Below are 22,716 nucleotides of genomic sequence, written 5' to 3'. Positions count from 1 at the left end.
CGATGAGGCGCCTTGCCAGAATTTCATGCGTTTTTGCTCTTGGTGCGTTCGCCGTGCTCATCGGCTGCAGCGAGCCGCAGTTCAGCGATGGCGAGAAGACGACCATCGCCTCGCTGGCGCTGAACACGCTGCCGGCGCTGAAGCCCGACACCACCAACCGTTTTGCCGACGTACCTGCCGCCGCGGCACTGGGCTCGACGCTGTTCTTCGATCAGGGCATGAGCCGCGACGGGACGGTCTCTTGCTCGACCTGCCACAAGATCGATCGCCAGTTCCAGGACGACCTGCCACAGGCAGTTGGCATCGGCCGCACCAACCGGCGCACCATGCCGCTGGCGGGTGTCGCGCGCGATCCGTGGTTCTTCTGGGACGGGCGCCGCGACAGCCTGTGGGCACAGGCGCTGACGCCGCTCGAAAATCCGCTCGAGCAGGCCGGCAACCGCGCCGCCTTCGCGCATTACATCAAGAAGCGTTTCGGCGAGCGCTACGAGCGCATTTTCGGACCGCTGCCCGACCTTTCGAGCGTGCCGGCCAATGCCAGTCCGCTCGGCACCGATGCCGAGAAGGCAGCCTGGAATGCCATGCCCGACAGCCAGGCCGAGGACGTCAATCGCGTCTTCGCCAATATCGGCAAGGCGATCGCCGCCTTCGAGCGATCCATCGAGCCGCCGCAGACGCGCTTCGACCGTTTGGCGATCGACCTGGCGTCGGGCGCCAAGCCGCAGGCCGACGATGCCTTCTCGCCGGAGGAGATCCTCGGGCTGAAGCTGTTCATCGGCAAGGCCAATTGCGTGACCTGCCACAACGGTCCGCGCTTCACCGACAACAGCTTTCACAACACCGGTGTGCCGCCGGTTGCCGACCTGCCGCCGGATCGCGGCCGCGTCGACGCGATCACTCAGGTCGAGGCCGATCCGTTCAACTGCTTCGGCGCCTTCCGCGACGGCGACGACAGCGCCTGTCGTGAGCTGCGCTTCATGGTCAAGAGCGGGCCGGAATTGGTGCGTGCCTACAAGACGCCGTCCTTGCGCGGCGCGGCCACCCGTCCGCCCTATATGCACGCCGGCCAGTTTTCCTCGCTGGATGAGGTGGTGGCGCATTATTCGAAGGCGCCGGCGAGTGTCGAAGGCACGTCGGAAGTCCATCCGCTACAGTTATCGGAGCGCGAGCGTGCGGCGCTGGTGGCGTTTTTGAAGACGCTGGCCGAGTGAGTTAGCGGTCCTTGACGGTCTCCATCGCCACGAAGGTCGAGGTTTGGGCGACGTGCGGCAGCGCCGATATGCGCTCGCCGAGCACGCGGCGATAGGCGGCGATATCGGTGGTGCGGACTTTCAGCAGATAGTCGAAGCTCGACGCCATCATGTGGCATTGCTCGATCTCCGGCACCGCCTGGACGGCGCGGTTGAAGGCGTCGAGGGCGGCCGAGCGCGTATCCGACAATTTCACCTGGACGAATGCGACATGGCCTTCGCCCATGCGCTCGCGGTCGATGATTGCCTGATAGCCGCGGATGAAGCCGTCCTTCTCCAAGCGTTTGACCCTGGCCTGCACCGGAGTCTTCGACAGGCCGACCTTGCCGGCCAGTTCCGACATGGAAAGCCGACCGTCGCGTGCCAGCGCCGACAGGATATTCCGGTCGATGCGGTCCAATTGGTCTTCGATCATCGGTTTTGTGGTCAAATTGGTGGGCATTTGGCGCAAATGATAGATCAATTGGCCTCCCTTGTCGATTTCTTTGGACCGACCGAAATCCGCAATTGTGCTAGCTTGCGCCATTCGGTCCGGTGACCGCCGGCCCGCTCCCTCTTGCTCGTTCACAGGACCGTCATGCCAGCGCTCGATGCCATCCGCCAGCAGATCCGCTCCAACTATCTGCCCAATGAAGACGCGGCCGTGAAGCGGCTGGCCGAGGCGACAGAACTGTCGACGAAGGACCGCAACGCGATCTCGACCCGTGCGGCCGATCTTGTGCGGGCGGTGCGCGGCTCGTCCGATCCAAGGCTGATGGAAGTCTTTCTCTCCGCCTACGGCCTGTCGACGAAGGAAGGCGTGGCGCTGATGTGCCTGGCCGAGGCGCTGCTGCGCGTACCCGATACCGAGACGATGGACGATCTGATCGCCGACAAAATCGCGCCGCATGACTGGTCAGCGCATTCGGGCGGCTCGAGTTCGATCTTCGTCAACGCCTCGACCTGGGCGCTGATGCTGACCGGGCGTGTGCTCGACGAAGGCGAGGGCGGTATCGAAGGCACGCTGCGTTCGATGGTGCGCAGGCTGGGCGAACCGGTCATCCGCAAGGCGGTCGCCGCCGCGATGCGCGAAATGGGCGAACAGTTCGTGCTTGGCCGCAGCATTGCCGAGGCGGTCAAGCGCGGCCGGCCGATGACGCAGAAGGGCTATCTCTATTCCTTCGACATGCTGGGCGAGGCGGCCCGCACCGAGGCCGACGCGCTGCGCTATCACAAGGCCTATGCCGACGCCATTTCCTCGCTCGACTCCGGTTCCAACGGGCCGGACATCCGCCAGAACCACGGCATCTCGGTCAAGCTGTCGGCGCTGCATCCGCGCTATGAAGTGGCGCAGAAGGAAACGATGCTTCCGGTCATGGCCGAGCGACTATTGTCGCTGGCGCTGGCCGCGGGGCATTCGCGCATGGGCCTCAACATCGATGCCGAGGAGGCCGATCGCCTCGATCTGTCGCTCGACGTCATCGAGCGTGTGCTGGCCGAGCCGGAACTCGCCGGCTGGAACGGCTTTGGCGTCGTCGTCCAGGCCTATGGCCCGCGCGCGGCTTTCGTCATCGACTGGCTCTACGCACTGGCCAAGAAGAACGACCGCACCATCATGGTGCGGCTGGTCAAGGGCGCCTACTGGGACACCGAGATCAAGCGGGCGCAGACGCTCGGGCTCGACGGCTATCCGGTCTTCACCCGCAAGGCCAACACCGATGTCTCCTACATGGCCTGCGCCAAGAAGCTGCTGTCGATGACCGACCGCATCTATCCGCAATTCGCCACTCACAACGCCCATACCGTGGCCGCCATCCTGTCGATGGCGACGAACCGCGATGCCTTCGAGTTCCAGCGCCTGCACGGCATGGGCGAGGCACTGCACGAGACGGTGCGCCAGGCCGAAGGCACGCGCTGCCGCATCTATGCGCCGGTCGGCGCCCATTCCGACCTGCTGGCCTATCTGGTCCGCCGGCTGCTGGAGAACGGCGCCAACTCCTCCTTCGTCCACCAGCTCACCGACGAGGAGGTCGAACCCGAGGACATCGCCCGCGATCCATTGGAAACGGTCGAGAAGCAAGGTCCGGCCGCCAATCCGGCAATCGCCCGGCCCTTTGCCATCTTCGGCGGTGGACGCCGGAACTCCAGGGGATTCGATATCACCGATACGGTGACGCTGGCCGCGATCGAAAAGGCGAAGGCGGAATTCGCCGGGTCGGACCGCTGGCACGCCAAGCCGATCACCCGTGCCGCGGGCTATGGCAAGCAGCGCCCGGTCACCAATCCAGCGAAGCCCGACGAAGTGGTGGGTTCGGTCCACGAGGCGGACGCCAAGCAGGTCGCGACCGCCGTGCGCATCGCAGTGGAGGCCCAGTCGGCCTGGGCAAAACGCCCCGCCGCCGAGCGTGCCGCGATCCTCAACCGTGCCGCCGACCTCTATGAAGCCAATGCGGTCGAGTTCTTCGCGCTGGCCACCCGCGAAGCCGGCAAGTCACTCGCCGACGGCGTTGCCGAGGTGCGCGAGGCGGTTGACTTCCTGCGCTACTACGCTGCCGAGGCGGTCAATGCCGAAAGCGGCACGCAGGCACGCGGCGCCATCGTCTGCATCTCGCCCTGGAATTTTCCGCTCGCCATCTTCACCGGCCAGATCGCCGCGGCGCTGGTCACCGGCAATACGGTGATCGCCAAGCCGGCCGAGCAGACGCCGCTGATCGCCTTCCGCGCCGTCGAAATGCTGCGCGAGGCCGGCGTGCCCGAAGACGTCATCCAGTTGCTGCCGGGTGACGGTCCGTCGGTCGGCGGACCACTGACCGCCGATCCGCGAATTGCCGGCGTCTGCTTCACCGGCTCGACCGAGGTCGCCAAGCTGATCGAGAAACAGCTGGCCGAGACCGCCGCGCCCGACGCCATGCTGATCGCCGAGACCGGCGGGCTGAATGCGATGATCGTCGATTCCACGGCGCTTCCCGAACAGGCGGTGCGCGACATCCTTGCCTCGGCCTTCCAGAGCGCCGGCCAACGCTGCTCGGCACTGCGCGTGCTCTATGTGCAGAAAGACGTCGAGAAGAAGATGCTGGAAATGCTGAAAGGCGCCATGGAGGCGCTCACCCTCGGCAACCCCTGGCAGATTTCGACCGATGTCGGTCCGGTCATCGACGACGAGGCGCAGGCGTCGATCAGCGACTATTGCACGAAAATGGGCCTGCAGGGCCGGCTGATCGCCAAGCTCGAAGCGCCGAAGGATGGCCGCTTCGTCGCCCCGCACGTATTCCGCGTCAAGGGCATCGAGGAGATGGAGCGCGAGGTGTTCGGCCCGGTGCTGCATGTCGCCACGTTCGACGCCGACGAGATCGACGCCGTCATCGCCGCTATCAACCGCAAGGGCTATGGCCTGACCTTCGGCCTGCACACTCGCATCGAGGGTCGCGTCCAGCATTTCGTCGACGGCATCCACGCCGGCAACATCTATGTCAACCGCAACCAGATCGGCGCCGTTGTCGGCTCCCAGCCCTTCGGCGGCGAGGGGCTGTCCGGCACCGGACCGAAGGCCGGCGGGCCACATTATCTGAGGCGCTTCCGCAAAGGGCCGGAGGCTGGCACGCACCTCGATGACGGCCACAAGGTGACGGCGACCGAGCTTGCCGACAATCTGCCCGATCCGACGCTTGGCGGCTGGTCGACGCGGCCCGATCGTGTGGCCATCCTGCGCAAGCATCTGCGCGGCAAGGGTGCGGCGGCCATCGGCGCTGCCGCCGGCATCGATTTCGGCCAGGTCGACCTGCCCGGGCCGACGGGCGAAGCCAACACGCTGTCGCTGTCGCCTCGCGGCCGGGTGCTGTGCCTAGGGCCGGACGCCGATACACTGCTTGCCCAGACGATCCAGGCGCTCGCCGCCGGCAACGCCGTGCTTGCAGTAGCGCCAGGAGCGCCGGCGGCGCTGTCGGCGCTGACCGGCAAGGGCCTGCCGCTGGCGGCTATCGACGGACGCCCTGATCCGGTCGAGGCCCGTTCGCTACGCGTCGACGTCGTCGCCTTCTCCGGCACGCCTGAGGCCGCGCGCATCGTGCGCAAGGTCATCGCCGACCGCAGCGGCCCGATCGTACCCTTGGTCAGCGAGGTGCTCAACCCGGCGGCCTACGCACATGAGAGGGCTGTCTGCGTCGACACCACGGCGGCGGGCGGCAATGCCAGCCTGCTGGCGGCCGCCTAGGTTTTCGCACTTCGCTCGGCTGCGTCGAGTTGCAAAGGAAAAGCTGCCGGATGAACATGGGTGGCAATTCGAGCGGGCGAGGCCGATCAGATGGAAGACACGTCCCCACCGTTTGAGCTGCCGCGCGTGGCGGTGGTCATCACCTGCTACAATTACCGCCCATACGTCGAACAGGCGATCCGCTCGGTGTTGGCGCAGACCTACCGGAACTGGGACTGCGTCATCGTCGACGATGCCTCGAGCGACGGCTCGGCCGAACATGTCCGCGAACTCCTCCAGGCGATTGGCGACCCGCGCCTGCGGCTGCGGGCGCGCTCGGAGAATGGCGGGCAGATCGCGGGATTTCGCGATGGCTTTGCCGCGACCGACGCGCCTTTCGTTGCATTCCTCGATGCCGACGATATCTGGCTGCCGAATTTCTTGCTTGCGCATCTGTCGGCGCATCTGAACCCGACGCGAACGGCGTCGCTATCCAGCTCGGATGTTTTCTTCGTCGATAGCCAGCGGACCTTGCTCGCGAGCACCTATGTCATGCTGCGCAAGCCGCGACCGGAACCGGAGGCGGCCGGGATCGGCATTCCGGCCTTCAGGCAGCTTGGCGCGATGGCTGGCGAGCTTGCCTATCAATCGGACCATCCGGTGACCTATTTCGGACCTAGCGCCTATGGCTGGATGTGGGCGCCGACCTCGTCGATGGTTTTCCGGCGCGGTGCGCTGGAACCAGTTCTGGCGTTCCCGTTTCGGGTGAAGACAGGGACCGACTACTTTGCCGCGACATGCGCGCATCTGGCCGCTGGCAGCCTGATCCTGTCCGAGAGTCTCGGCCTTTATCGTCTGCATGGCGCCAACGCATCGGCCGGCGCCGCCTATGCCGGCGGCCATGTGCAGCAATCGCCGGCCTATCTTGCCCACGAGGCGACCATGGGCGCTGATGTCCTCGATTATGTGCTGGCCCATGCGGAGCGGCTACGCGCCATCAACGGCAGGGATTTCGTGCCCGGGTTCCTTGCGCAGCATGTCCGGCGGTTCGGCGCTCTGGCCGCCGATCCCCGGCTGACGCCGTTTCTCAGTAGCAAGAACCGCCGGCGACAGTTGCGCAAGCGCTTCACGCGGAGAGTGCGGCGCCTGTTCGGTTGGGCGCCACGCTGACACGGGTTGCCCGGCGAAGCTTCAGATATCCTCGGGCGCGCAGCCGAATTTCAGCAGATTGCCGTGCGGGTCCCGGACGTAGAATTCCTTCATGTTCCATGGCCGCACGGTGAAGGGGCTGAGCTTCTCGACGCGGCGCGCAGAGAATTCGGCGTGCAGCGCCGGCACCTCGCCACCCCTGATGTAGCAGGACGAGACTTCGGGCAGTTTGCGGTCGTCGCTCTTCCAGAAATGGCTCTCGATTTCGCCGCGGCGCACGATCAGATAGTCGTCCATCTCCGGCCCGACGATGCCGAAACCGAGCTCATCGCAATAGAAATCGCGCGTCGCCGCGATGTCGGGCGAGGGCAGGACCGGAATGCTGCGGGCGGGATCTTCGGCAGTTGTTGCCATGTCAGGCGCCTTCGACGACGGAAAAGCCCTCGAATTGCGGATGGCCGAGATAATGGACTTTCGTCGTGCCGGTGTTGCGGTGCGCGGCGCGGAAATTCTCCGACTTGGTCCAGGCGACGAAATCATCGTGGCTCGCCCACACCGTGTGCGAGGCAAACAGCGTGTAGCCTTCAGCTTCGTTGACGGGGCCACGCAGCAGATGGAATTCCCGAAAACCTTTCATCTCCGAAAGGCTCGAATCACGGTTCTTCCAGACGTCCTCGAAGGCGGTTTCCGAGCCGTTCTGGACCTTGAAGCGGTTCATGGCGATGTACATGGGGTTCCTTTCGGGATTGCGAATTGTGCTGTTTGATGGAGGTCTGAAACGACGAGGCAGAGGCTCTTAAAACGGACCGACCCGCGCTTTGAACACCCAACTTGACCTGCCGGTCTCGGGTGGAATGGGAGGGAACGGGGCTTGCTGGCGCACAAGGGTCAATGCGAATTGATCGAGCTCGGCAGATCCCGAGCTTTCGGCAAGCTGCAGATCGCTGATGCTGCCGTCGGCCATAACAACGAATACCACCCTGGCATTGTTGCGAGCCTTCGCTTGCACGGATTTCGAAACGCGACGATTGGCGCGGGCAAGCTTCTTCTGAATTTCACCGCTGTAGCGGGATTCCATCGCATTGCCTGCCGCGGCCTGCTTTTTGCCCTTGCTGGAAACCACCGCTTGGTCGCGTTCCTCGCCATCTGCCGCGCCACGCGCATCGTTTGTCTGGCTTGTTCCTCCAAGCCCGGCTGTTGCGCTTGGCCTCGCGGTTGGGACCGGTGGCTTGGCAACAGGCAAAGCGGCAGGAGACTCATCGACAGGAGGCGCCTCGGTGCTTTGTGTCTGAGTTGCGGGCGATGCCGGCGCTTCGCTGCTTGCAGCGACATTCTGGTCGTCCTGGCGCGGGGTGGCGGCCGTCAGTATGTCGGCAGCGTCGATTGGTTGTTCGGCAGCTTCCAGCGGAGGGTTGGTCGTGGCCTCCCTGGCTGGTTGAGGCGTGTCGGTTGGCGGCTTGGGTTGAACGGCCTCGGGTTTGGCTGGCCGCGGATCGGGCACCAAGGTCACGTCCATCACGCCGGGCGCCTGGCCATCCAGGGCGCTGCCCACCACGTCGGCGCCCGATTGATCGGCGCCTTCGGACTGTATTGCGTCCCCGGTATCGAATGCCCCGGCGGGTGCGAACAGAAACGCTGCCGCAGCAGCGGCATGGAGCAGGCAGGAGGCGATCATCGCCACCGCCCATTTGCGGTTCCAGGCTGATGGCCGCGCGGGTGCAATCGGCTTGGCCGGCGGGATCGCCAGCTCGCTGCCGGCGTTGGGGAGGGGGCTGATTTCTTGCATGTCTCGCGCCGAGAACTGCCGCGAGCGACGTGGTATTGTCAAATCAAGATCGATTGCCTGCCATGGCAGCGGACCGGAGATGGGCCAAGTCACTGCGTCTTGCATGAAGGCGGGATGCAGTCCCCCACTGTCGCCCTCAGACCCCGAAAGCAATGCCGGTCTTTGTCTCGGTCTTCAGCTTGCGCATGCATGCGCTTGGCTCGACGCCGCTGCTGGCGCATTCGGTCGCGCTGTTGATCAGCACGCGCCTGACCTTGGCACAGTCCGTTCCTGCCAGGTCGAAGCGCGTCACCTTGGTCTTGCCGTTGGGCAGGTCCTTGAAATCGAGCACGGTCAGCCGGTCGACGACGCCGGCGTCGTTGAACAGCGCAATCTCGAACGCCGCCTTGGTAAGGTCGGCGCCGAGTGCATTGTTGACGACGAAGGTCAGCCGGCAGCCCTTCTCGGAGGGCTGCGCGCCGTTGAGTTCGAGCGTGAGGACAGGGGCCGGCGCGGACTGGGTCCACGCCGGCACCGTTGCAAGCGACATCGCCAGCGTCGAGGTCAGCAGACGAAGCGATGCCGTCAAGCTCGTCATATAGTCAGCCTCCAAAGCGCATGGTTGCCGCCAGCTTCAGCGTGACGCCGGGTTCGTAGAGGACCGCGGTGGTGCTTCCGTTCAGCGGGTTGGTGTATTTGACATCGAACAAATTGTCTGCGCGGAAGTCCACCTTCAAATTGTCGGTCGCCTGGTAGCTGGCAAAGGCGTTGACCAGCGTATAGTCCTTGGCCACTGGATTGCCCTTGGGCTTGCCGTTGTATTGTACTTCGCCGCCGACGGTCAGCTTGTCTTCGAGGAAGCGAACGCCAAGCTGCGCCGTCACCTGGGAGGACGGGATGCTGGCAAGGTCGGCCCGCTCGCCTTCATACGAGATGGTGTGACCGTTTATGATCGAGGCCGAGAGCCCGGCATAACCCCAGCCGGCGTCGTAGACGCTTTCCAGTTCGAAGCCGTTGATCTTGGCCTTGGCGAAGTTCTGGTACTGGAAGCAGATCGGGATGCCCGGGCCGAATGGGCAACCGCTGGTCGGGTCGAAGGGCGACAGGATGACGCCGTCGATGTAGTCGTCGACATTGTTGTTGAAGTAGGCGGCCTTCAGTCGCAGCGCGTCGCCGGCTTCGAGAATGTCGTTCTGCTTGTAGTTGACACCGAACTCGGTGGTCTTGCCGGTTTCGGGCCGCAGATTGGGATTGGGCAGGAACGGGAAGCTGACGCCGGCCGGATGGTTGCCGCTGATCAGCGTTTCGGTCAGCGACGGCGACCGGTAGCCTTCCGCGTAGGTGCCGTAGAGCTGCAGACCCGCGAGGCCGGCGCTTTCGAATGGCGAGACACCGACGGTGATGCGCGGCGACAGCCTGTCGCCGGATGTTTCGTTGCTCGTGTCCTTCAGGCTGTAGTTGTCATAGCGCAGGCCTGTGATGACTTCGAGCCAGTCCCAGGTCAGCTTGTCCTGGATATAGGCGCCGGAGACGTTGCGCTTGCCCGACGGCGTGTAGAAACTGTCGCCACCGGCCGTGCCGCCCGTCTCGACATTGTCGCCCACCCAGTCGCCGCCATAGGTCAACTCATGCGCGATGCCCGCGGTCTCGAAGCGTGACGTGTTCCAGATGTCGATGCCTGTGGTGCCGACATCGAAGGTCGATATCGAGCCCGCCGGCAGCACCACGGGAAGGCCGGTGACCGGATCGAACCGGTTTTGCGCAACAAGGGTCGTCAGATCGAGGTTGGTCTTGTTGTAGGAGGCGTTGATGTGCAGGTCGAGCCAGCTCTTGGCGTCGTCGGTGATGTTGTAGCGAGCGGTGAAGGTGTTCGACTTCAAGTCGACATCGTTCGCCGGCACGCCGCCGCTGGTCTCTGTCCATCCGTCGCTCGAGCCGACCCAGCCGAGCTTCAATTCGCTGTTTTCGCTGGGGCGGATCGTGGTCTTGAGCAGGCCGCTCAGCACGTCGAAGCCGGTGCCGGCAACGGTGTCACCGCCGCCATTCTTGTAGTCGTCATAGTTGCGGTAGACGATGTTGCCCAGCACATCCCAGTTTTCGTTGAAGCGATAAGCGCCGCTGGCGCTGGTGGTCCAGCCCTTGCCGTTGCTTTCGTAGCGCCCGGTGACGGAGCCGGCCCAGGTTTCCTCAGGCTTGAGGAAGTCCTCGGCATCCTTGGTGTCGAAGAAGACGACGCCGCCGATGGCGCCGGAACCATAGGTGTTGGCGACCGGGCCGCGGATGATGTCGACGGACTTGATGAGTTCGGGATCGACGTAGAAGGTCGATTGCGTGCCGTGGTCGGAGCGCTGGAAACTCTGTCGGGCGCCGTCGACGATCACCGCGACGCGGCCGAAATCCTGCAGGCCGCGGATGTTGATGCTGGAGCTGACGCGCCGCGCGTCGGCCTGCACCGCGACGCCCGGCACGCCGAGCAGCATCTCGTTCGGCGTCGTCGCCATGCGGCGGTCGAGCTGTTCGCGGTCGACGTGGCTGGCCGAGGCCAGCGATTCGATCGCCGTTTCGCCGGTACGGCTTATGACAAGGATCTTGTCGAGCAGTGTTGCGGCTGCCTCGGCGGGCTTGGGCTCGTCCGTCTTTGCCTCATTCGTCTGGTCAGCCGCTGGTTGGGCCGCCTGCTGGGCATTGGCAGGCGGTGCGAGCAATGCGATTGCCGCCGCGCCAGCCAGCAATGTGGCCATTCCCTTTGCCATCGACCGATGCGCCGGGCCAGCGCTGTCCGCCAGACCCAGTCCCCAATTCGCCAACCCCATGCCCCAACTCCAAAAATCCAGGTTCGATGCTGGCTGGCCCGGGGCTCGCTGGCATTTTTCATCGCGTCCGGCGTCTTAAATGTTGACTCATTTAGTCCGGTATTGCACTGACTAGTAAACATGATTATTCAAGTCAAGAAATGAATCGGCATTTTACGCAGGCGCCCGGCCAGGTGGCCGGCACAGGAAAGGGACCGACCAGATGAACACGCACAATCCCAGTGACTTCCGCTATCGCGTCCGCCGCTCCGACGACACGTCAGCCCGTTTCGACCGGGTTCCGCTCGCGGTGCGGACGCTCTCCAGCAACACGCTGTTCCAGGGCGAGCACGAGATCGGCATCGAGCATCATGGCGCGCTCTACCGGCTGAAGATCACCCGCCAGGGCAAGCTTATCCTCAACAAGTAAGGTACCGACATGGACCAGCGCGTGAAACCTTCCCCGCATGAAATCCGGCGGGCGCGGGAAGACAATCCCAAAACGCGCGAGCGCGATCTCGCCGCCGAGCTCGGCATTTCGGAGGCCGAACTCGTCGCGGCGCATTGCGGCGAAGGCGTCGTTCGCGTCGAGCCGCGCGTCAACGATCTCCTGACCGGCCTCGAAGCCGTTGGCGAGGTGATGGCGCTGACCCGCAACGAAAGCGCTGTGCACGAGAAGATAGGCATCTACGACAAGGTCGTCACTGGCAACCACAATGCCATGGTGTTGGGCGAGAACATCGACCTGCGCATCTTCCCGAAGGTCTGGGCGCACGGCTTTGCCGTCGAAAAGCGCGATGGCGGCGACATCCGCCGCAGCCTGCAGTTCTTCGACGCGGCCGGCGAAGCCGTGCACAAGGTGCATCTCAGACCCGCATCCAACCTCTACGCCTATCAGAAGCTGGTGGCGGGGCTGGAATCGTCGAACCAGGAACCGATCGTGGCGGTCTCGGCAATCGGCGCCGAGGAGGAGAACGAGGTTCAGGGTGCCGTTGCCAGTGTCGACGATCTGCGCGATCAGTGGAGCAGGCTGACCGATGTGCACCAGTTCTTCGGCATGCTGAAGACGCTCAAGCTCAGCCGCCGCCAGGCAGTGCGCATGGTCGGTCAGGACTATGCCTGGCTGGTCGACAACGACGCTGTCAGCGCCATGTTCCATCATGCCGCCGCCGGTGAAATGCCGATCATGTGCTTTGTCGGCAATCGCGGCTGCATCCAGATCCATTCCGGCCCGGTCAAGTCGATCAAGCCGATGGGACCGTGGATCAATGTGCTCGACGAGACCTTCCATCTGCATCTGCGGACCGACCACATCCACGAGGTCTGGGCGGTGCGCAAGCCGACCAAGGACGGCCATGTGACTTCGCTCGAGGTTTATGGTGCCGACGGCAAGATGATCATCCAGTTCTTCGGCAAGCGCCATGAGGGCGAGGGCGAGCGCGACGACTGGCGCTTCCTGGCCGAGAACCTGCCGCGCATCCCAAGCCCGACCGTGGCCTAGAGCGGTTCAACGTTTGATATAGAATGGTTGAGCCGCTCTAACTCTTTGTTTTTACGCAATTCCTAGCGGAAAGCCCGCTAGGCGCTTTTCCTGGAATTGCTCTAAGGAAACATGACGATGATTTCATTGCCCCGGTTGTTTCGTGCGACGCTCGTCCCGGCGATCGGCCTTTCGCTGCTTCTCGCCGTCTCGCCGGCTCGCGCGAGCGAAACCGTTGCCGCCTTTGCCGACACATCCAGGATCGCGGCGATCGGCGGTTCGATCACCGAGATCGTCTATGCGCTTGGCCAGCAGAGCCATTTGGTCGCGCGCGACTCCACCAGCCGCTACCCCGAGGCGGCGCTCCAACTGCCTGATGTCGGCTATATGCGTCAGCTGTCGCCGGAAGGCGTGCTGTCGGTCAATCCGTCGGGAATCCTGGCGCTGCACGGCAGCGGCCCGAAGGAAGCCGTCGACGTGCTGAAGAAAACCAGCATCCCTTTCATAGAGGTGCCGGAGCGCTACAGCCATGAGGGCATCCTCGAAAAGATACGCATCGTCGGCAAGGCGCTCGGCGCTGAGGACAAAGCCGAGACACTGGCGGCCGAAGTCGACGCCAAGCTGAAGGCGGCGGAGAAGCAGACCGCTTCGATCAAGGAGCGCAAGCGCATCCTGTTCGTACTGTCGATACAGGGTGGCAAGATCCTTGCGGCCGGCAGCGAGACCGCCGCCGACGGCATAGTCAAGCTGGCCGGCGCCGTCAACGCGGTCGAGGGCTTTTCCGGCTACAAGCAAATGTCGGACGAGGCGATCGTCACCGCCAGGCCTGATGTCATCCTGATGATGAAGAATGCCGGACCGGCCGTATCCGACGACGAGTTGTTTTCGCACCCGTCCATCGCCTCGACGCCGGCGGGGATCACTCGCAAGGTGGTCCGGATGGATGGCGGTTATCTGCTCGGCTTCGGGCCGCGCACGGCCGACGCCATCCATGACCTCGCAGTCTCGCTTTATGGCGGCCAGGTCACGGACTGAGCGGATGGCGGATCAGTCGATCGCCGGCGTGGCGGGCGGGATGGCGACGGCAGTCGAAGGCGACCGCTCGGCGCGTGCGCGCCTTGTCATCCTGCTTTTGTGCCTGGCGCTTGGCGTCTCGATTTTTCTGTCACTGACCTCAGGCGCGTCCGATGCCTCGGCCGTCGGCGTCATCGGCGACTGGCTGTTCGGTTCGGTGCCTGGCGACGCGGCGTTGAACGCCCGCGACCAGCTGATCGTCTGGGACATCCGTATGCCGCGCGTGCTGCTCGGCGTGCTGATCGGGGCGGCACTCGCCGTGTCGGGCGCGGTGATGCAAGGGCTTTTCCGCAATCCGCTCGCCGACCCCGGCCTCATCGGCGTTTCGGCAGGCTCCAGCCTCGGCGCGGTTGCTGTCATCGTGCTTGGCGCGACAGTCCTGGCGCCGGTAACCGCCTTGCTCGGTACGCTTGCGCTGCCGCTGGCGGCCTTCGTCGGCGGTCTTGCCACGACACTGGTGCTTTGTCAGGTTGCCACGCGGCGCGGGCAAACCTCGGTTGCCACCATGCTGCTCGCCGGTATCGCGCTGGCGGCGCTTGCCATGGCGCTGACCGGTATCCTGATCTTCATGGCTGATGACCGGCAGCTGCGCGACCTGACTTTCTGGCAGCTCGGCTCACTGGCCGGCGCGACCTGGCAGAAGATCGGTTCGGTCGGGCCGGTCATCGGGCTGGCGCTCGCGGCGATGCCGTTCCTGGCGCGGGGCCTCAATGCGCTGGCGCTCGGCGAGGCGACCGCCGGCCATCTCGGCATTCCAGTCCAGCGGCTGAAATACACGGCGATCGTCGGTGTTTCGGCGGCGGTGGGCGCCTCCGTCGCGGTCAGCGGCGGCATCGGCTTCGTCGGCATCGTGGTGCCGCATCTGCTGCGGCTTTTGATCGGGCCCGACAATCGCTATCTGCTGCCGGCCTCGGCCTTGCTCGGCGCCTCGCTGCTTTTGCTGGCGGATGCCGTAGCCCGCACCATCGTCGCGCCCGCCGAACTGCCGATCGGCATCGTCACCGCGATCGCCGGCGCGCCATTCTTCCTCTGGATCCTGCTGCGCAAGCGCGGCATTGTCGACCTGTGAGGCCTGGATGATCGAGGCAAGGGATGTTTCGGTGGCGATCGCGGGCAAACCTATCGTTGCCGGTGTCGATTTCGAGGCGCGGCCAGGCGAAGTGGCAGCCATTGTCGGACCCAACGGGTCCGGCAAGACGACCTTCCTCAAGGCCCTGTCGGGAGAGCTTTCCTATACGGGCAGCATTGCTCTCAACGGCCGCGACATGTCGGTAATGAAGGCGGTCGAGGCCGCGACGCAGCGAGCGGTGCTGCCGCAGGCGACGACGCTGTCCTTCCCGTTCACGGTGCGAGAGGTGGTCAAGCTTGGCCTTGTCGGCGGCCGCTCGGGCGTCTTGCCAGGCGAGGATGCGCGGCTGCCCGAACGGGCGCTGGCGCGCGTCGACCTCGAGGGTTTTGCCGGGCGTTTCTACCAGGAGCTTTCGGGTGGCGAGCAGCAGCGCGTCCAGCTTGCGCGCGTGTTGTGCCAGGTCTGGGCACCGGTGCTGGACGGCAAACCGCGCTACCTGTTTCTCGACGAGCCGGTTTCCAGCCTCGACATCAAACACCAACTGATCATCATGAACATCGCCCGCGACTTCGCCAGGCGCGGCGGTGGCGTGATCGCCATCCTGCACGACCTCAACCTGACGGCCATGTATGCCGACCGCATCCATGTCATGCATCGCGGACGGCTCGCCGCCGCCGGCGCGCCGCAGGATGTGCTCAGCGACGAGCTGATCGAAAAGGTCTTCGATTGCCGGCTGAAGGTCGGCGTGCTGCCGACGGGCAACGTGCCGTTCGTGCTGCCGCAGTCGGCCGCCTAGCGACAGGCCAGAGGATCAGGCGGCCGGAGCGCGTTGCACCAGCATGTCGATGCCAAGCAACTGGCGCACATTCGGGCGCGCCGCCACCAGGTCGGCGATCGTATAGCGCGACAGCACGGCAAAGAACGCGTTGAGCGCCTCGCGCAGCGCCGAATTCAGCGCGCAGCTGTCGACCAGCGGGCATTCGGCCGCATCGTTCTCGAAGCACTCGGCCATGGCGAAGCTCTCTTCCGTCACCCGCACGACGTCGAACAGGCTGATCTGCTCGGCGGCGCGGCCAAGCCTGACGCCGCCATTCCTGCCGCGCACCGTCTCGACCAGACCATGCTCGACCAGGGGCTGCAGGATCTTGAACAGGAAAAGCTCCGACACCGAATAGGCGGCTGCGATCTCGGGGATGCGGCTCAGCCGATCGCTGTTGGCGGCGCAATACATCAGGATGCGCATGGCGTAATTGGTCTGGCGCGTAAGCCGCATTTTGTCCTCACGAAGCAGTAGCTTGGGTTCAATATGGCCTATACCTTGGAACAATTCCAGACTGGCGGCGCATAATAGATGAACAAGTTCGTCAACTTTATGTGCATGACCGCGCGCATTTGTGACCCGGATGGCGTGTCGCGGGCATTTGGCCGGGACCGATCCTAAATAAGATCGCAACACCGATCAGGAGCGGCTCGACCCATGTCACCACCAGTCCAGGTTCTTGCCCCGGCTCCTTCCGTTCGCATCGACATCGATGCCGAAGCGAAGCTCTCGGCGCTGAGGCGTACCAAATTCGCGGCCACCGCGGCGCTGGTGCTCTGCGTCCTCGTCTTTGCATCGGCCAAGTCGTTCGAGGGCACCTATCCATGGCTTGGCTTTGTCGCCGCCTTCGCCGAGGCGGCGACCATCGGCGGGCTGGCCGACTGGTACGCGGTGGTGGCGCTGTTCAAGCGGCCGCTCGGCCTGCCGATCCCGCATACCGCCATCATCCCGGAGAACCAGAACCGCATCGCCGACAATCTCGGCCGCTTCATCGAGGTCAATTTCCTGGCGCCCGAGCCGGTGCGCGAGAAACTGGCCGAGGTCGACTTTTCGGCTTTGGTCGCCGACTGGCTGGCGGATGCCGAGCGCGCCGCCGGCCTGTCGCGCTTCGTCGCCCGTCTGGTGCCGCAAACGCTCACAGCGGTCGAGCAATCCGGCCTGCGCGGTTTCGTCACCAGCCGCATGCTGGAGCAAATCGACAAGGTGCCGCTGGCGCCGCTGGCGGCCGAGTTGCTGTCGGCACTGACCGACGACCGCCGCCATCAGAAACTGTTCGACGAATTCACAAGGGTGATCGGCCGCTTCTTGAACGACGAGGAGGCGCTGGCGACCATGCGCGAGAAGATCCGCGAGGAACTGCCGTCGCTTTTCAACCTGTTTCGCGCCGACGCCTATCTGTTGAAGAAGATCGTCGCGTCCGCCGGCTCGCTGCTCGACGAGGTGCGGGCCGATCCCGATCATCCGATGCGCGCCGAATTCGACCGCTTTGCCCGGACCTTCATCGAGCGGCTGCGGACGTCGAAGCAATATGCCAGGCGTGCCGAGCAGCTGAAGCGCGATTTCCTGGCCCGGCCGGAGATGAAGGCACTGGCCGGCGACATGTGGGAGAGCCTCAGCCTGTTCATCGAGCAGGACGCCAAGGCACCGAATTCGATGATCCGCGCCCATCTCGCGGCGATGTTCGTCGAGGTCGGCCGCCATTTGGCCAGCGACGCGCAGATCAGGGCCGATATGAACCAGGGGTTCGTCGTGGCGCTGTCCTCCTTCGTCGAAAGCCAGAAGAGCGGCGTATCGAAATTCATCGCCGACCAGGTCAGGCGCTGGGACCTTGGCCAGCTCACCCGGCTGATCGAAATGAACATCGGCCGGGACCTGCAATACATCCGCTTCAACGGCATGGTCATCGGCGGACTTGCCGGCATAACGCTTTATACGGCAGAGCGATTGTTCCTCGTCAATTGACGCGGGCGCGTCATGCTCTATTCTTCAATGAGGGTTAGTATTCGCGGCAGACTGGGGAGCAAACGACTATGGCAAAACAACCGGAATCCGACTCGTTCCTGGACATGTTCAGCAGATTCGGCCGTGACCTGAAGGTGCCGAATGTCGATATAGAAGCGATCCTCAGCCACCATCGCAAGAACCTCGAAGCGCTAGAGAAGTCGGCGAGAGCCGGTGCCGCCGGAGCGACCTCGCTGTTCTCCAGGCAGCGCGAGATGCTGCAGGACACGCTGCGCGAAGTCGCCGACATGGCGCAGAACTACCGGGCGCCGGGCAATCCGCAGGAACTGATGGCCAAGCAGGCGGAGTTCGCGCGGAAATCCTTCGAAACCGCGCTGAAGAATGCCGGCGAGGTGTCCGAACTGGTCAGGAAATCCGGCACCGAATCCGTCGAGATCCTGCGCGAGCGCATCAAGGATGCGATGGCGGAAATCCGCTCCGGTTACGAGAAGAAATAGTCGTTTCCGTACCAAAGCCGTTTTTCCCTGGTTCGACGATTGCCCTCGAAACTTGGGATGAAGACCATCGCGGCACCTGGAAATGTTCAGCCGCGGGCTTTTCGTGCGCGGAAATGAACCCTGACGCGGCCTGAGCATGATGAAGTGGAATCGCTCGTGGCGAATTGACAGAGGCTGCCGGTTCGTGGTCCGGAGACAGGCGGAACGATCGGGAATGCAGGAATGACGGAAACACGGCCGAGGACGCCGCCGACCTTCGAGCAGTTGAGGACGATGGCCGGGCAGGAGCTTGGCGTGTCGGAGTGGACGACGGTCGATCAGCACCGCATCGACCAGTTTGCCGAATGCACGGGCGATCATCAGTGGATCCATGTCGACCCTGAAAGAGCGAAACGGCAAAGCCCGTTCCGCACCACGATCGCGCATGGCTATCTGACGCTGTCGATCATCGGCGCTCTGGCGCTCGGCATGGGCATCGTGCCCGAAAACACGCAGGCTGCCTTCAATTACGGCTTCGACAAGGTGCGCTTCCTGGCGCCGGTCCGGGTCGGCGCGCGCATCAGGCTGCGCACGACACTCCTGTCGATGGAGGACAAAGGTCCCGGCCAGTATCTGATGAAGGCCGCCAATACGGTCGAGATCGAAGGCGAGCCGAAGCCGGCCTTGACCGCCGAGACGCTGGTGATGCTCTACGAGCGCCGCAAGCGGGCAGGGGCCTGAGGCCCTATGCCTGCGCCTCGCGCTTCGCGACGGTGCGCCAGGAGAGCACCGCCAGGCTGAGCGCGACCAGCGCAAGCACCGTAGCCGCCTGGAAGGTGACCTGCATGCCCCGGGCAGCTGCCGCAGAGCCCAATATCGTCTCGTCCGTCCCGCCAGCCGATGCTGCGGCGAAGATGGCGCCCATCAACGACGCACCGGTGATCAGACCAAGATTGCGTGACAGGTTGAGCAGGCCGGAAACGACGCCACGCTCGCCGGCACCGACACCCATCATCACGGCTGCATTGTTGGACGTCTGGAACAGCGCGTAGCCGACGCAGGTGACGCTGATAGGAACGACGTAGCTGACAATGCCGAGTTTCGTCATGGCCAGCGACAGCAGGAAAGTGCCCGTGGCGAGGCCGAGCAGGCCGGCAGTCATCATCCTGTGGGCTCCGAAGCGATCGGCAAGGCGTCCGGCCACCAGCGCCGACAGGGTCGAGATCAGCGGGCCGGTCGACAGCGCAAGACCGACCATTGCGGCATCCAGCCCGAGCCCACGAGACAGATAGAAGGGGGCAACGACCAGGGTCGCCATCATCACGGTGGCGACGATGAGGCTCATGCCGAGGCTGGCGCTCAGCTCGAGGTCACGAAAGCTGGCGAGCTGGATCAACGGGGTTTTCACCTTCGCCTGCGCGCCGGCGAACAGAAGGACGCCGATGCCGGCGACAGCCAGCAGGCCGATATTGAGGGAGCCGAAGCTGCCTCTGCCAAGCGTCATGGCCAGCGCATAGGCGGCCAGCGTCAGGGCAAGCAGGACGGTGCCTATCGCGTCGAACTCGCCTCGATCGGCTTGCGCGGTCTTGCTGCTTGCCGGCAGGGCACGCCAGGCGAGAGCGAAGGTCAGCACGCCAAGCGGGACATTGACGAGGAAAATCGCCCGCCAGCCGAAACCGGCGATCAACAAGCCGCCGAGCGAGGGGCCAAGTGTCGTGCCGATCGCCGACATGGCGCCGATTAGGCCCATGGCGCTGCCGGTCCTGGCCTTGGTCACCGTTTCGGCGACAAAGGCCAGCGTCAGCGCCATCATCAGCGCCGCACCAAGCCCCTGTATGGCCCGCGCGGCGATCAGCTGCCAAAGGGTCGGCGCCAGGCCGCACAGCACCGAGGCGAGCGTGAACAGCGCTATGCCGCCAAGCAGCAACGGCCGGCGACCGAACATGTCGGCGAGCCGTCCGGCGCTGACGATCAATGTGGTGATGGCAAGCAGGTAGGCGAGAACAACCCATTGCACCGACTGGAACGATGCGCCGAAATTTTGCATCAGCGAGGGCAGGCCGACACTGGCGATGCTGGTTCCGAGCGAGGACAGCAGCGTGGCAAGCGAAAGGCTTGCCAGCGCCGAGCCTGCGGATTGGGTCTGTTGCGGCGCCGCTACGCGCTCGTCCCGATTTTGCTCAGCGATTGCCAAGGCGATCTCCTTTCTGTTCGCTCCAAACCGGAGCTGTCGGAGATCTAGTCTTCTGGCTGATGTGGCGGAAGGCGCAGCATTTGCATCTTATCCATGCATGGAACGCCATGTCATGCTATGGTCCGCCGATGACACTGCCCGATCTCAATTTGCTTTTCGCTCTCGACATTCTGCTGACCGAGGGCAGCGTGGCGCGTGCCGCCGATAAGCTACGCCTCAGCCCCTCGGCAATGAGCCGGACGCTGGCGCGCCTGCGCGAGGCGACGGGCGACCCCTTGCTGGTCCGCGCCGGGCGCGGCCTGGTGCCGACGCCGCGGGCACTTGAATTGCGACAACAGACAGGACGTGTGGTTCAGGACGCGGAAGCGTTGTTGCGTCCGGCGAGCCTGCTCGACCTTTCACGTCTCGACAGGACGTTTACGCTGCGCACCAATGAGGGCTTCGTCGAGGAGTACGGTCCGCGGCTTGTCGCCCGCATTGAAGCGGACGCGCCAAGCGTTCGGCTGCGCTTCGCACCAAAGTCCGACAAGGACGTCGCCTCACTGCGCGAAGCGGCTGTTGACCTGGAGATCGGCGTTGCCGGCGAGACCGGGCCCGAGGTGCGGATCCAGGCGCTGTTCCGCGACCGCTTCATCGGTGTGGTGCGGGCCGGTCATCCGCTGGGCCAGGGCGCCATCACACCGGAGCGCTTCGCGGCCGGCCGCCACATCAGTGTTTCCAGGCGTGGCCGCGAAAGGGGGCCGATCGACGAGGCTTTGAGCCAGTTCGGATTGCAGCGGACCTTGGTGTGCATGGTTTCAGGCTTCTCGGCCGCACTTGCCATGGCGCGTGCTTCCGATCTGATCGCCAGCGTTCCCGAGCGGCATTCGCAAGGGGCACGTGCCGGCATGTTCAGCTTTCCGTTGCCGGTCACCACCGTGGAGGTCACCATCTCCATGCTCTGGCATCCGCGCCTCGACGCTGATCCGACGCAATGCTGGTTGCGCGATTGCGTGCGCGAGGTTTGCGCGTCTTCGCGCTGACTGGTGATCACGACATCAACGCGACGTCGCCGCTTCGAGCGCGGTGAAAATCCGCTCGTCTCCCGACTGGGCAACGTTGAAGCGCAAGAAACGGCTAGCGGTCTGCGACAGGCTGAACGCATTGCCGGGGGCGAGCACGATGTTGGCGGCCAAAGCACGGCGGGCCACTTCTGTCGCATCCACCCCATCCGGCAGGCTGCACCACAGGAACAGGCCGGCCGGCTGCTCGATCCAGGGCGTGATGCCGATCGCCTTCAGGCGGGCGCTCGTTTCGCCCATGGCGCGCGAAAGCCGCGCTCGCAGCAAGTCCATGTGCTTGCGATAGCTGCCGTCCTTGAGCAGCGTCAGCACCAGTTCGGCCGCGAGCCGGCCGCCGCCGAAGGTTGTGGCGATCTTGAGGTCGGTGAGTTGTTCGATCCAGTCGTGGGGTGCTGCGATGAAGCCGCAGCGCACCGATGCCGAAAGCGTCTTGGAGAAGCTGCCGATATGGACGACACGGCTCAGGCCGTCGAACGCCGCAAGGCGCGGGGCAGGCGCGTGCTCGAAATCGGCGAAGATGTCGTCCTCGATGATGGTGAGGTCCGACTGGTCGGCGAGCTTGAGCAGCCGGTGCGCGGTGACAGGCGACAGGATTGCGCCGGTCGGATTGTGGATGGCGGAATTGGTGATGTAGAGGCGCGGCCGGTGCTCGGCCAGCGCCTGGGCGAACAGTTCGATGTCCGGTCCTGACGGCGTATAGGGAACGCTGACGACCTTGGCGCGGTGGGCGCGCAGCAAGGCGTGGAAGTTGAAATAGCAAGGGTCGTCGACCAGCACCGTATCGCCGGGTTCGATCAGGAACCGGCACAGCAGGTCGATGGCCTGCGTGCCCGATTCCGTCAGCATGATCTGGTCGGGCGAAGCTTCGATGCCATGGCCGGCCATGCGCCGCGCCAGCAGTTGGCGCAGCGGCGGCAGCCCGAGTGGCGTGCCGTAGTCGGCGAGCGCAACATCATCGGCACGCGCTGCCGTGCGCAGCGCCCGGCGCAATCCTGCCTGCGGCATCCATGAAGCCGGCAGCCAGCCGCAGCCGGGCTTCAGCACGTCGTCGCCTGCTTCCAGCGACTGGCGCGAGACCCAGAGAGGATCGACGGCGCGGTCGAACCGGGGGCCGATCTCGGCCAGTGACAGTGGCGCCAGCGGTCCGGCGGCATAAAAGCCCGAACCAGGCCGGGAACGGATCGCGCCTTCGGCGGCGAGCCGTTCATAGGCCTCGACCACCGTAGACTTGGACACCTGCATCGTGCCGGCAAAGGCCCGGATCGACGGCAGCCGCGCCCCAGGCGTCAGGGTGCGCGCGGCGATGCGCTGCCTGATCGCCGCCATGACCGCTTCGACAAGCGTTCCTCCGCTGTCCGTTTTTGGAGCAGGCGTGTCCATCTGTACTCCCCGATGAACCATAACAGTTTTGCCAAACTGTACCGCATTGTCTCTGGCGGCGCCATCCCCCGAGCCT

General features: G+C 64.5%; 21 protein-coding genes. 12 read left to right on the top strand and 9 right to left on the bottom strand.

Annotation, left to right across the window (positions count from 1 at the left end; all coding sequences use genetic code 11):
* Positions 1 to 2: 2 nt before the first annotated feature.
* Positions 3 to 1,211, top strand: a complete 1,209-nt coding sequence (locus tag A6B35_RS21535) for a cytochrome-c peroxidase (RefSeq protein WP_006203399.1) — start codon at positions 3 to 5, stop codon at positions 1,209 to 1,211.
* A gap of 1 nt (position 1,212) precedes the next feature.
* Here A6B35_RS21535 and A6B35_RS21530 read toward each other — a convergent pair whose 3' ends face one another.
* Positions 1,213 to 1,665 carry an Lrp/AsnC family transcriptional regulator gene (locus A6B35_RS21530; RefSeq protein ID WP_040583120.1) on the bottom strand — a complete coding sequence of 151 codons (453 nt, stop codon included), beginning with the start codon at positions 1,663 to 1,665 and terminating at the stop codon, positions 1,213 to 1,215.
* A 162-nt stretch (positions 1,666 to 1,827) separates the two neighbouring features.
* Here A6B35_RS21530 and putA point away from each other — a divergent pair, with 162 nt between their 5' ends.
* Positions 1,828 to 5,439, top strand: a complete 3,612-nt coding sequence (gene putA / locus A6B35_RS21525; RefSeq protein ID WP_006203401.1) for a bifunctional proline dehydrogenase/L-glutamate gamma-semialdehyde dehydrogenase PutA — start codon at positions 1,828 to 1,830, stop codon at positions 5,437 to 5,439.
* A 60-nt stretch (positions 5,440 to 5,499) separates the two neighbouring features.
* Positions 5,500 to 6,588 (top strand): glycosyltransferase family 2 protein, encoded by a 1,089-nt coding sequence (locus A6B35_RS21520; RefSeq protein ID WP_244425959.1) that lies wholly within the window; start codon positions 5,500 to 5,502, stop codon positions 6,586 to 6,588.
* Between the two features lie 21 nt (positions 6,589 to 6,609).
* Here A6B35_RS21520 and A6B35_RS21515 read toward each other — a convergent pair whose 3' ends face one another.
* The 5 genes from A6B35_RS21515 to A6B35_RS21495 all read right to left on the bottom strand — a co-directional run bounded on the left by A6B35_RS21515 (position 6,610) and on the right by A6B35_RS21495 (position 11,073).
* Complete coding sequence (locus A6B35_RS21515; protein WP_006203403.1) at positions 6,610 to 6,981, bottom strand: bleomycin resistance protein; 372 nt, start codon at positions 6,979 to 6,981, stop codon at positions 6,610 to 6,612.
* A gap of 1 nt (position 6,982) precedes the next feature.
* Entirely contained in the window at positions 6,983 to 7,297 is a 315-nt protein-coding gene (gene hmuQ / locus A6B35_RS21510) for a heme-degrading protein HmuQ (protein WP_006203404.1), read from the bottom strand.
* A gap of 66 nt (positions 7,298 to 7,363) precedes the next feature.
* Entirely contained in the window at positions 7,364 to 8,353 is a 990-nt protein-coding gene (locus tag A6B35_RS21505) for an energy transducer TonB (protein WP_006203405.1), read from the bottom strand.
* Between the two features lie 136 nt (positions 8,354 to 8,489).
* Positions 8,490 to 8,930, bottom strand: a complete 441-nt coding sequence (locus tag A6B35_RS21500) for a hypothetical protein (RefSeq protein ID WP_006203406.1) — start codon at positions 8,928 to 8,930, stop codon at positions 8,490 to 8,492.
* Between the two features lie 4 nt (positions 8,931 to 8,934).
* A complete protein-coding gene (locus A6B35_RS21495) occupies positions 8,935 to 11,073 on the bottom strand; it encodes a TonB-dependent hemoglobin/transferrin/lactoferrin family receptor (protein WP_006203407.1) in 2,139 nt (712 codons plus the stop codon).
* 274 nt (positions 11,074 to 11,347) lie between these two features.
* Between A6B35_RS21495 and hemP the strand changes: the two genes are divergently transcribed.
* The 5 genes from hemP to A6B35_RS21470 all read left to right on the top strand — a co-directional run bounded on the left by hemP (position 11,348) and on the right by A6B35_RS21470 (position 15,543).
* Entirely contained in the window at positions 11,348 to 11,554 is a 207-nt protein-coding gene (hemP, locus tag A6B35_RS21490; RefSeq protein ID WP_006203408.1) for a hemin uptake protein HemP, read from the top strand.
* A gap of 9 nt (positions 11,555 to 11,563) precedes the next feature.
* Entirely contained in the window at positions 11,564 to 12,625 is a 1,062-nt protein-coding gene (locus tag A6B35_RS21485; RefSeq protein WP_006203409.1) for a hemin-degrading factor, read from the top strand.
* 117 nt (positions 12,626 to 12,742) lie between these two features.
* Positions 12,743 to 13,639: a heme/hemin ABC transporter substrate-binding protein gene (locus tag A6B35_RS21480; protein WP_006203410.1), complete on the top strand. Its 897-nt coding sequence runs from the start codon at positions 12,743 to 12,745 to the stop codon at positions 13,637 to 13,639.
* A 4-nt stretch (positions 13,640 to 13,643) separates the two neighbouring features.
* Entirely contained in the window at positions 13,644 to 14,747 is a 1,104-nt protein-coding gene (locus A6B35_RS21475; protein WP_006203411.1) for a FecCD family ABC transporter permease, read from the top strand.
* Positions 14,748 to 14,754: 7 nt separating this feature from the next.
* A complete protein-coding gene (locus A6B35_RS21470; RefSeq protein ID WP_006203412.1) occupies positions 14,755 to 15,543 on the top strand; it encodes a heme ABC transporter ATP-binding protein in 789 nt (262 codons plus the stop codon).
* A gap of 15 nt (positions 15,544 to 15,558) precedes the next feature.
* Here the strand turns inward: A6B35_RS21470 and rirA are convergent, their stop codons facing one another.
* Positions 15,559 to 16,020, bottom strand: a complete 462-nt coding sequence (gene rirA / locus A6B35_RS21465; RefSeq protein WP_006203413.1) for an iron-responsive transcriptional regulator RirA — start codon at positions 16,018 to 16,020, stop codon at positions 15,559 to 15,561.
* A gap of 204 nt (positions 16,021 to 16,224) precedes the next feature.
* Between rirA and A6B35_RS21460 the strand changes: the two genes are divergently transcribed.
* The 3 genes from A6B35_RS21460 (at position 16,225) to A6B35_RS21450 (ending at position 18,746) form a co-directional block, all read left to right on the top strand.
* Positions 16,225 to 17,529 carry a DUF445 domain-containing protein gene (locus A6B35_RS21460; RefSeq protein ID WP_006203414.1) on the top strand — a complete coding sequence of 435 codons (1,305 nt, stop codon included), beginning with the start codon at positions 16,225 to 16,227 and terminating at the stop codon, positions 17,527 to 17,529.
* Positions 17,530 to 17,597: 68 nt separating this feature from the next.
* On the top strand, positions 17,598 to 18,026 hold the full coding sequence (locus A6B35_RS21455) for a phasin family protein (protein ID WP_006203415.1): 429 nt from the start codon (positions 17,598 to 17,600) through the stop codon (positions 18,024 to 18,026).
* Between the two features lie 222 nt (positions 18,027 to 18,248).
* Positions 18,249 to 18,746, top strand: coding sequence for a MaoC family dehydratase (locus tag A6B35_RS21450; protein ID WP_006203416.1), 498 nt, complete (start codon positions 18,249 to 18,251; stop codon positions 18,744 to 18,746).
* 4 nt (positions 18,747 to 18,750) lie between these two features.
* On the opposite strand, the gene A6B35_RS21445 is transcribed toward A6B35_RS21450, so the two are convergent.
* Entirely contained in the window at positions 18,751 to 20,199 is a 1,449-nt protein-coding gene (locus A6B35_RS21445) for an MFS transporter (protein WP_006203417.1), read from the bottom strand.
* 128 nt (positions 20,200 to 20,327) lie between these two features.
* Here A6B35_RS21445 and A6B35_RS21440 point away from each other — a divergent pair, with 128 nt between their 5' ends.
* Entirely contained in the window at positions 20,328 to 21,221 is an 894-nt protein-coding gene (locus A6B35_RS21440; RefSeq protein ID WP_040583122.1) for a LysR family transcriptional regulator, read from the top strand.
* A 15-nt stretch (positions 21,222 to 21,236) separates the two neighbouring features.
* On the opposite strand, the gene A6B35_RS21435 is transcribed toward A6B35_RS21440, so the two are convergent.
* Complete coding sequence (locus A6B35_RS21435) at positions 21,237 to 22,640, bottom strand: aminotransferase-like domain-containing protein (RefSeq protein WP_040583099.1); 1,404 nt, start codon at positions 22,638 to 22,640, stop codon at positions 21,237 to 21,239.
* Between the last annotated feature and the right edge of the window lie 76 nt (positions 22,641 to 22,716).

Origin of the sequence: Mesorhizobium amorphae CCNWGS0123 (assembly GCF_001686985.1) — a bacterium.
Lineage (GTDB): Bacteria > Pseudomonadota > Alphaproteobacteria > Rhizobiales > Rhizobiaceae > Mesorhizobium > Mesorhizobium amorphae.
Note: the sequence above shows the minus strand (reverse complement) of the source record. Positions and strands in the feature narration are given on the sequence as shown.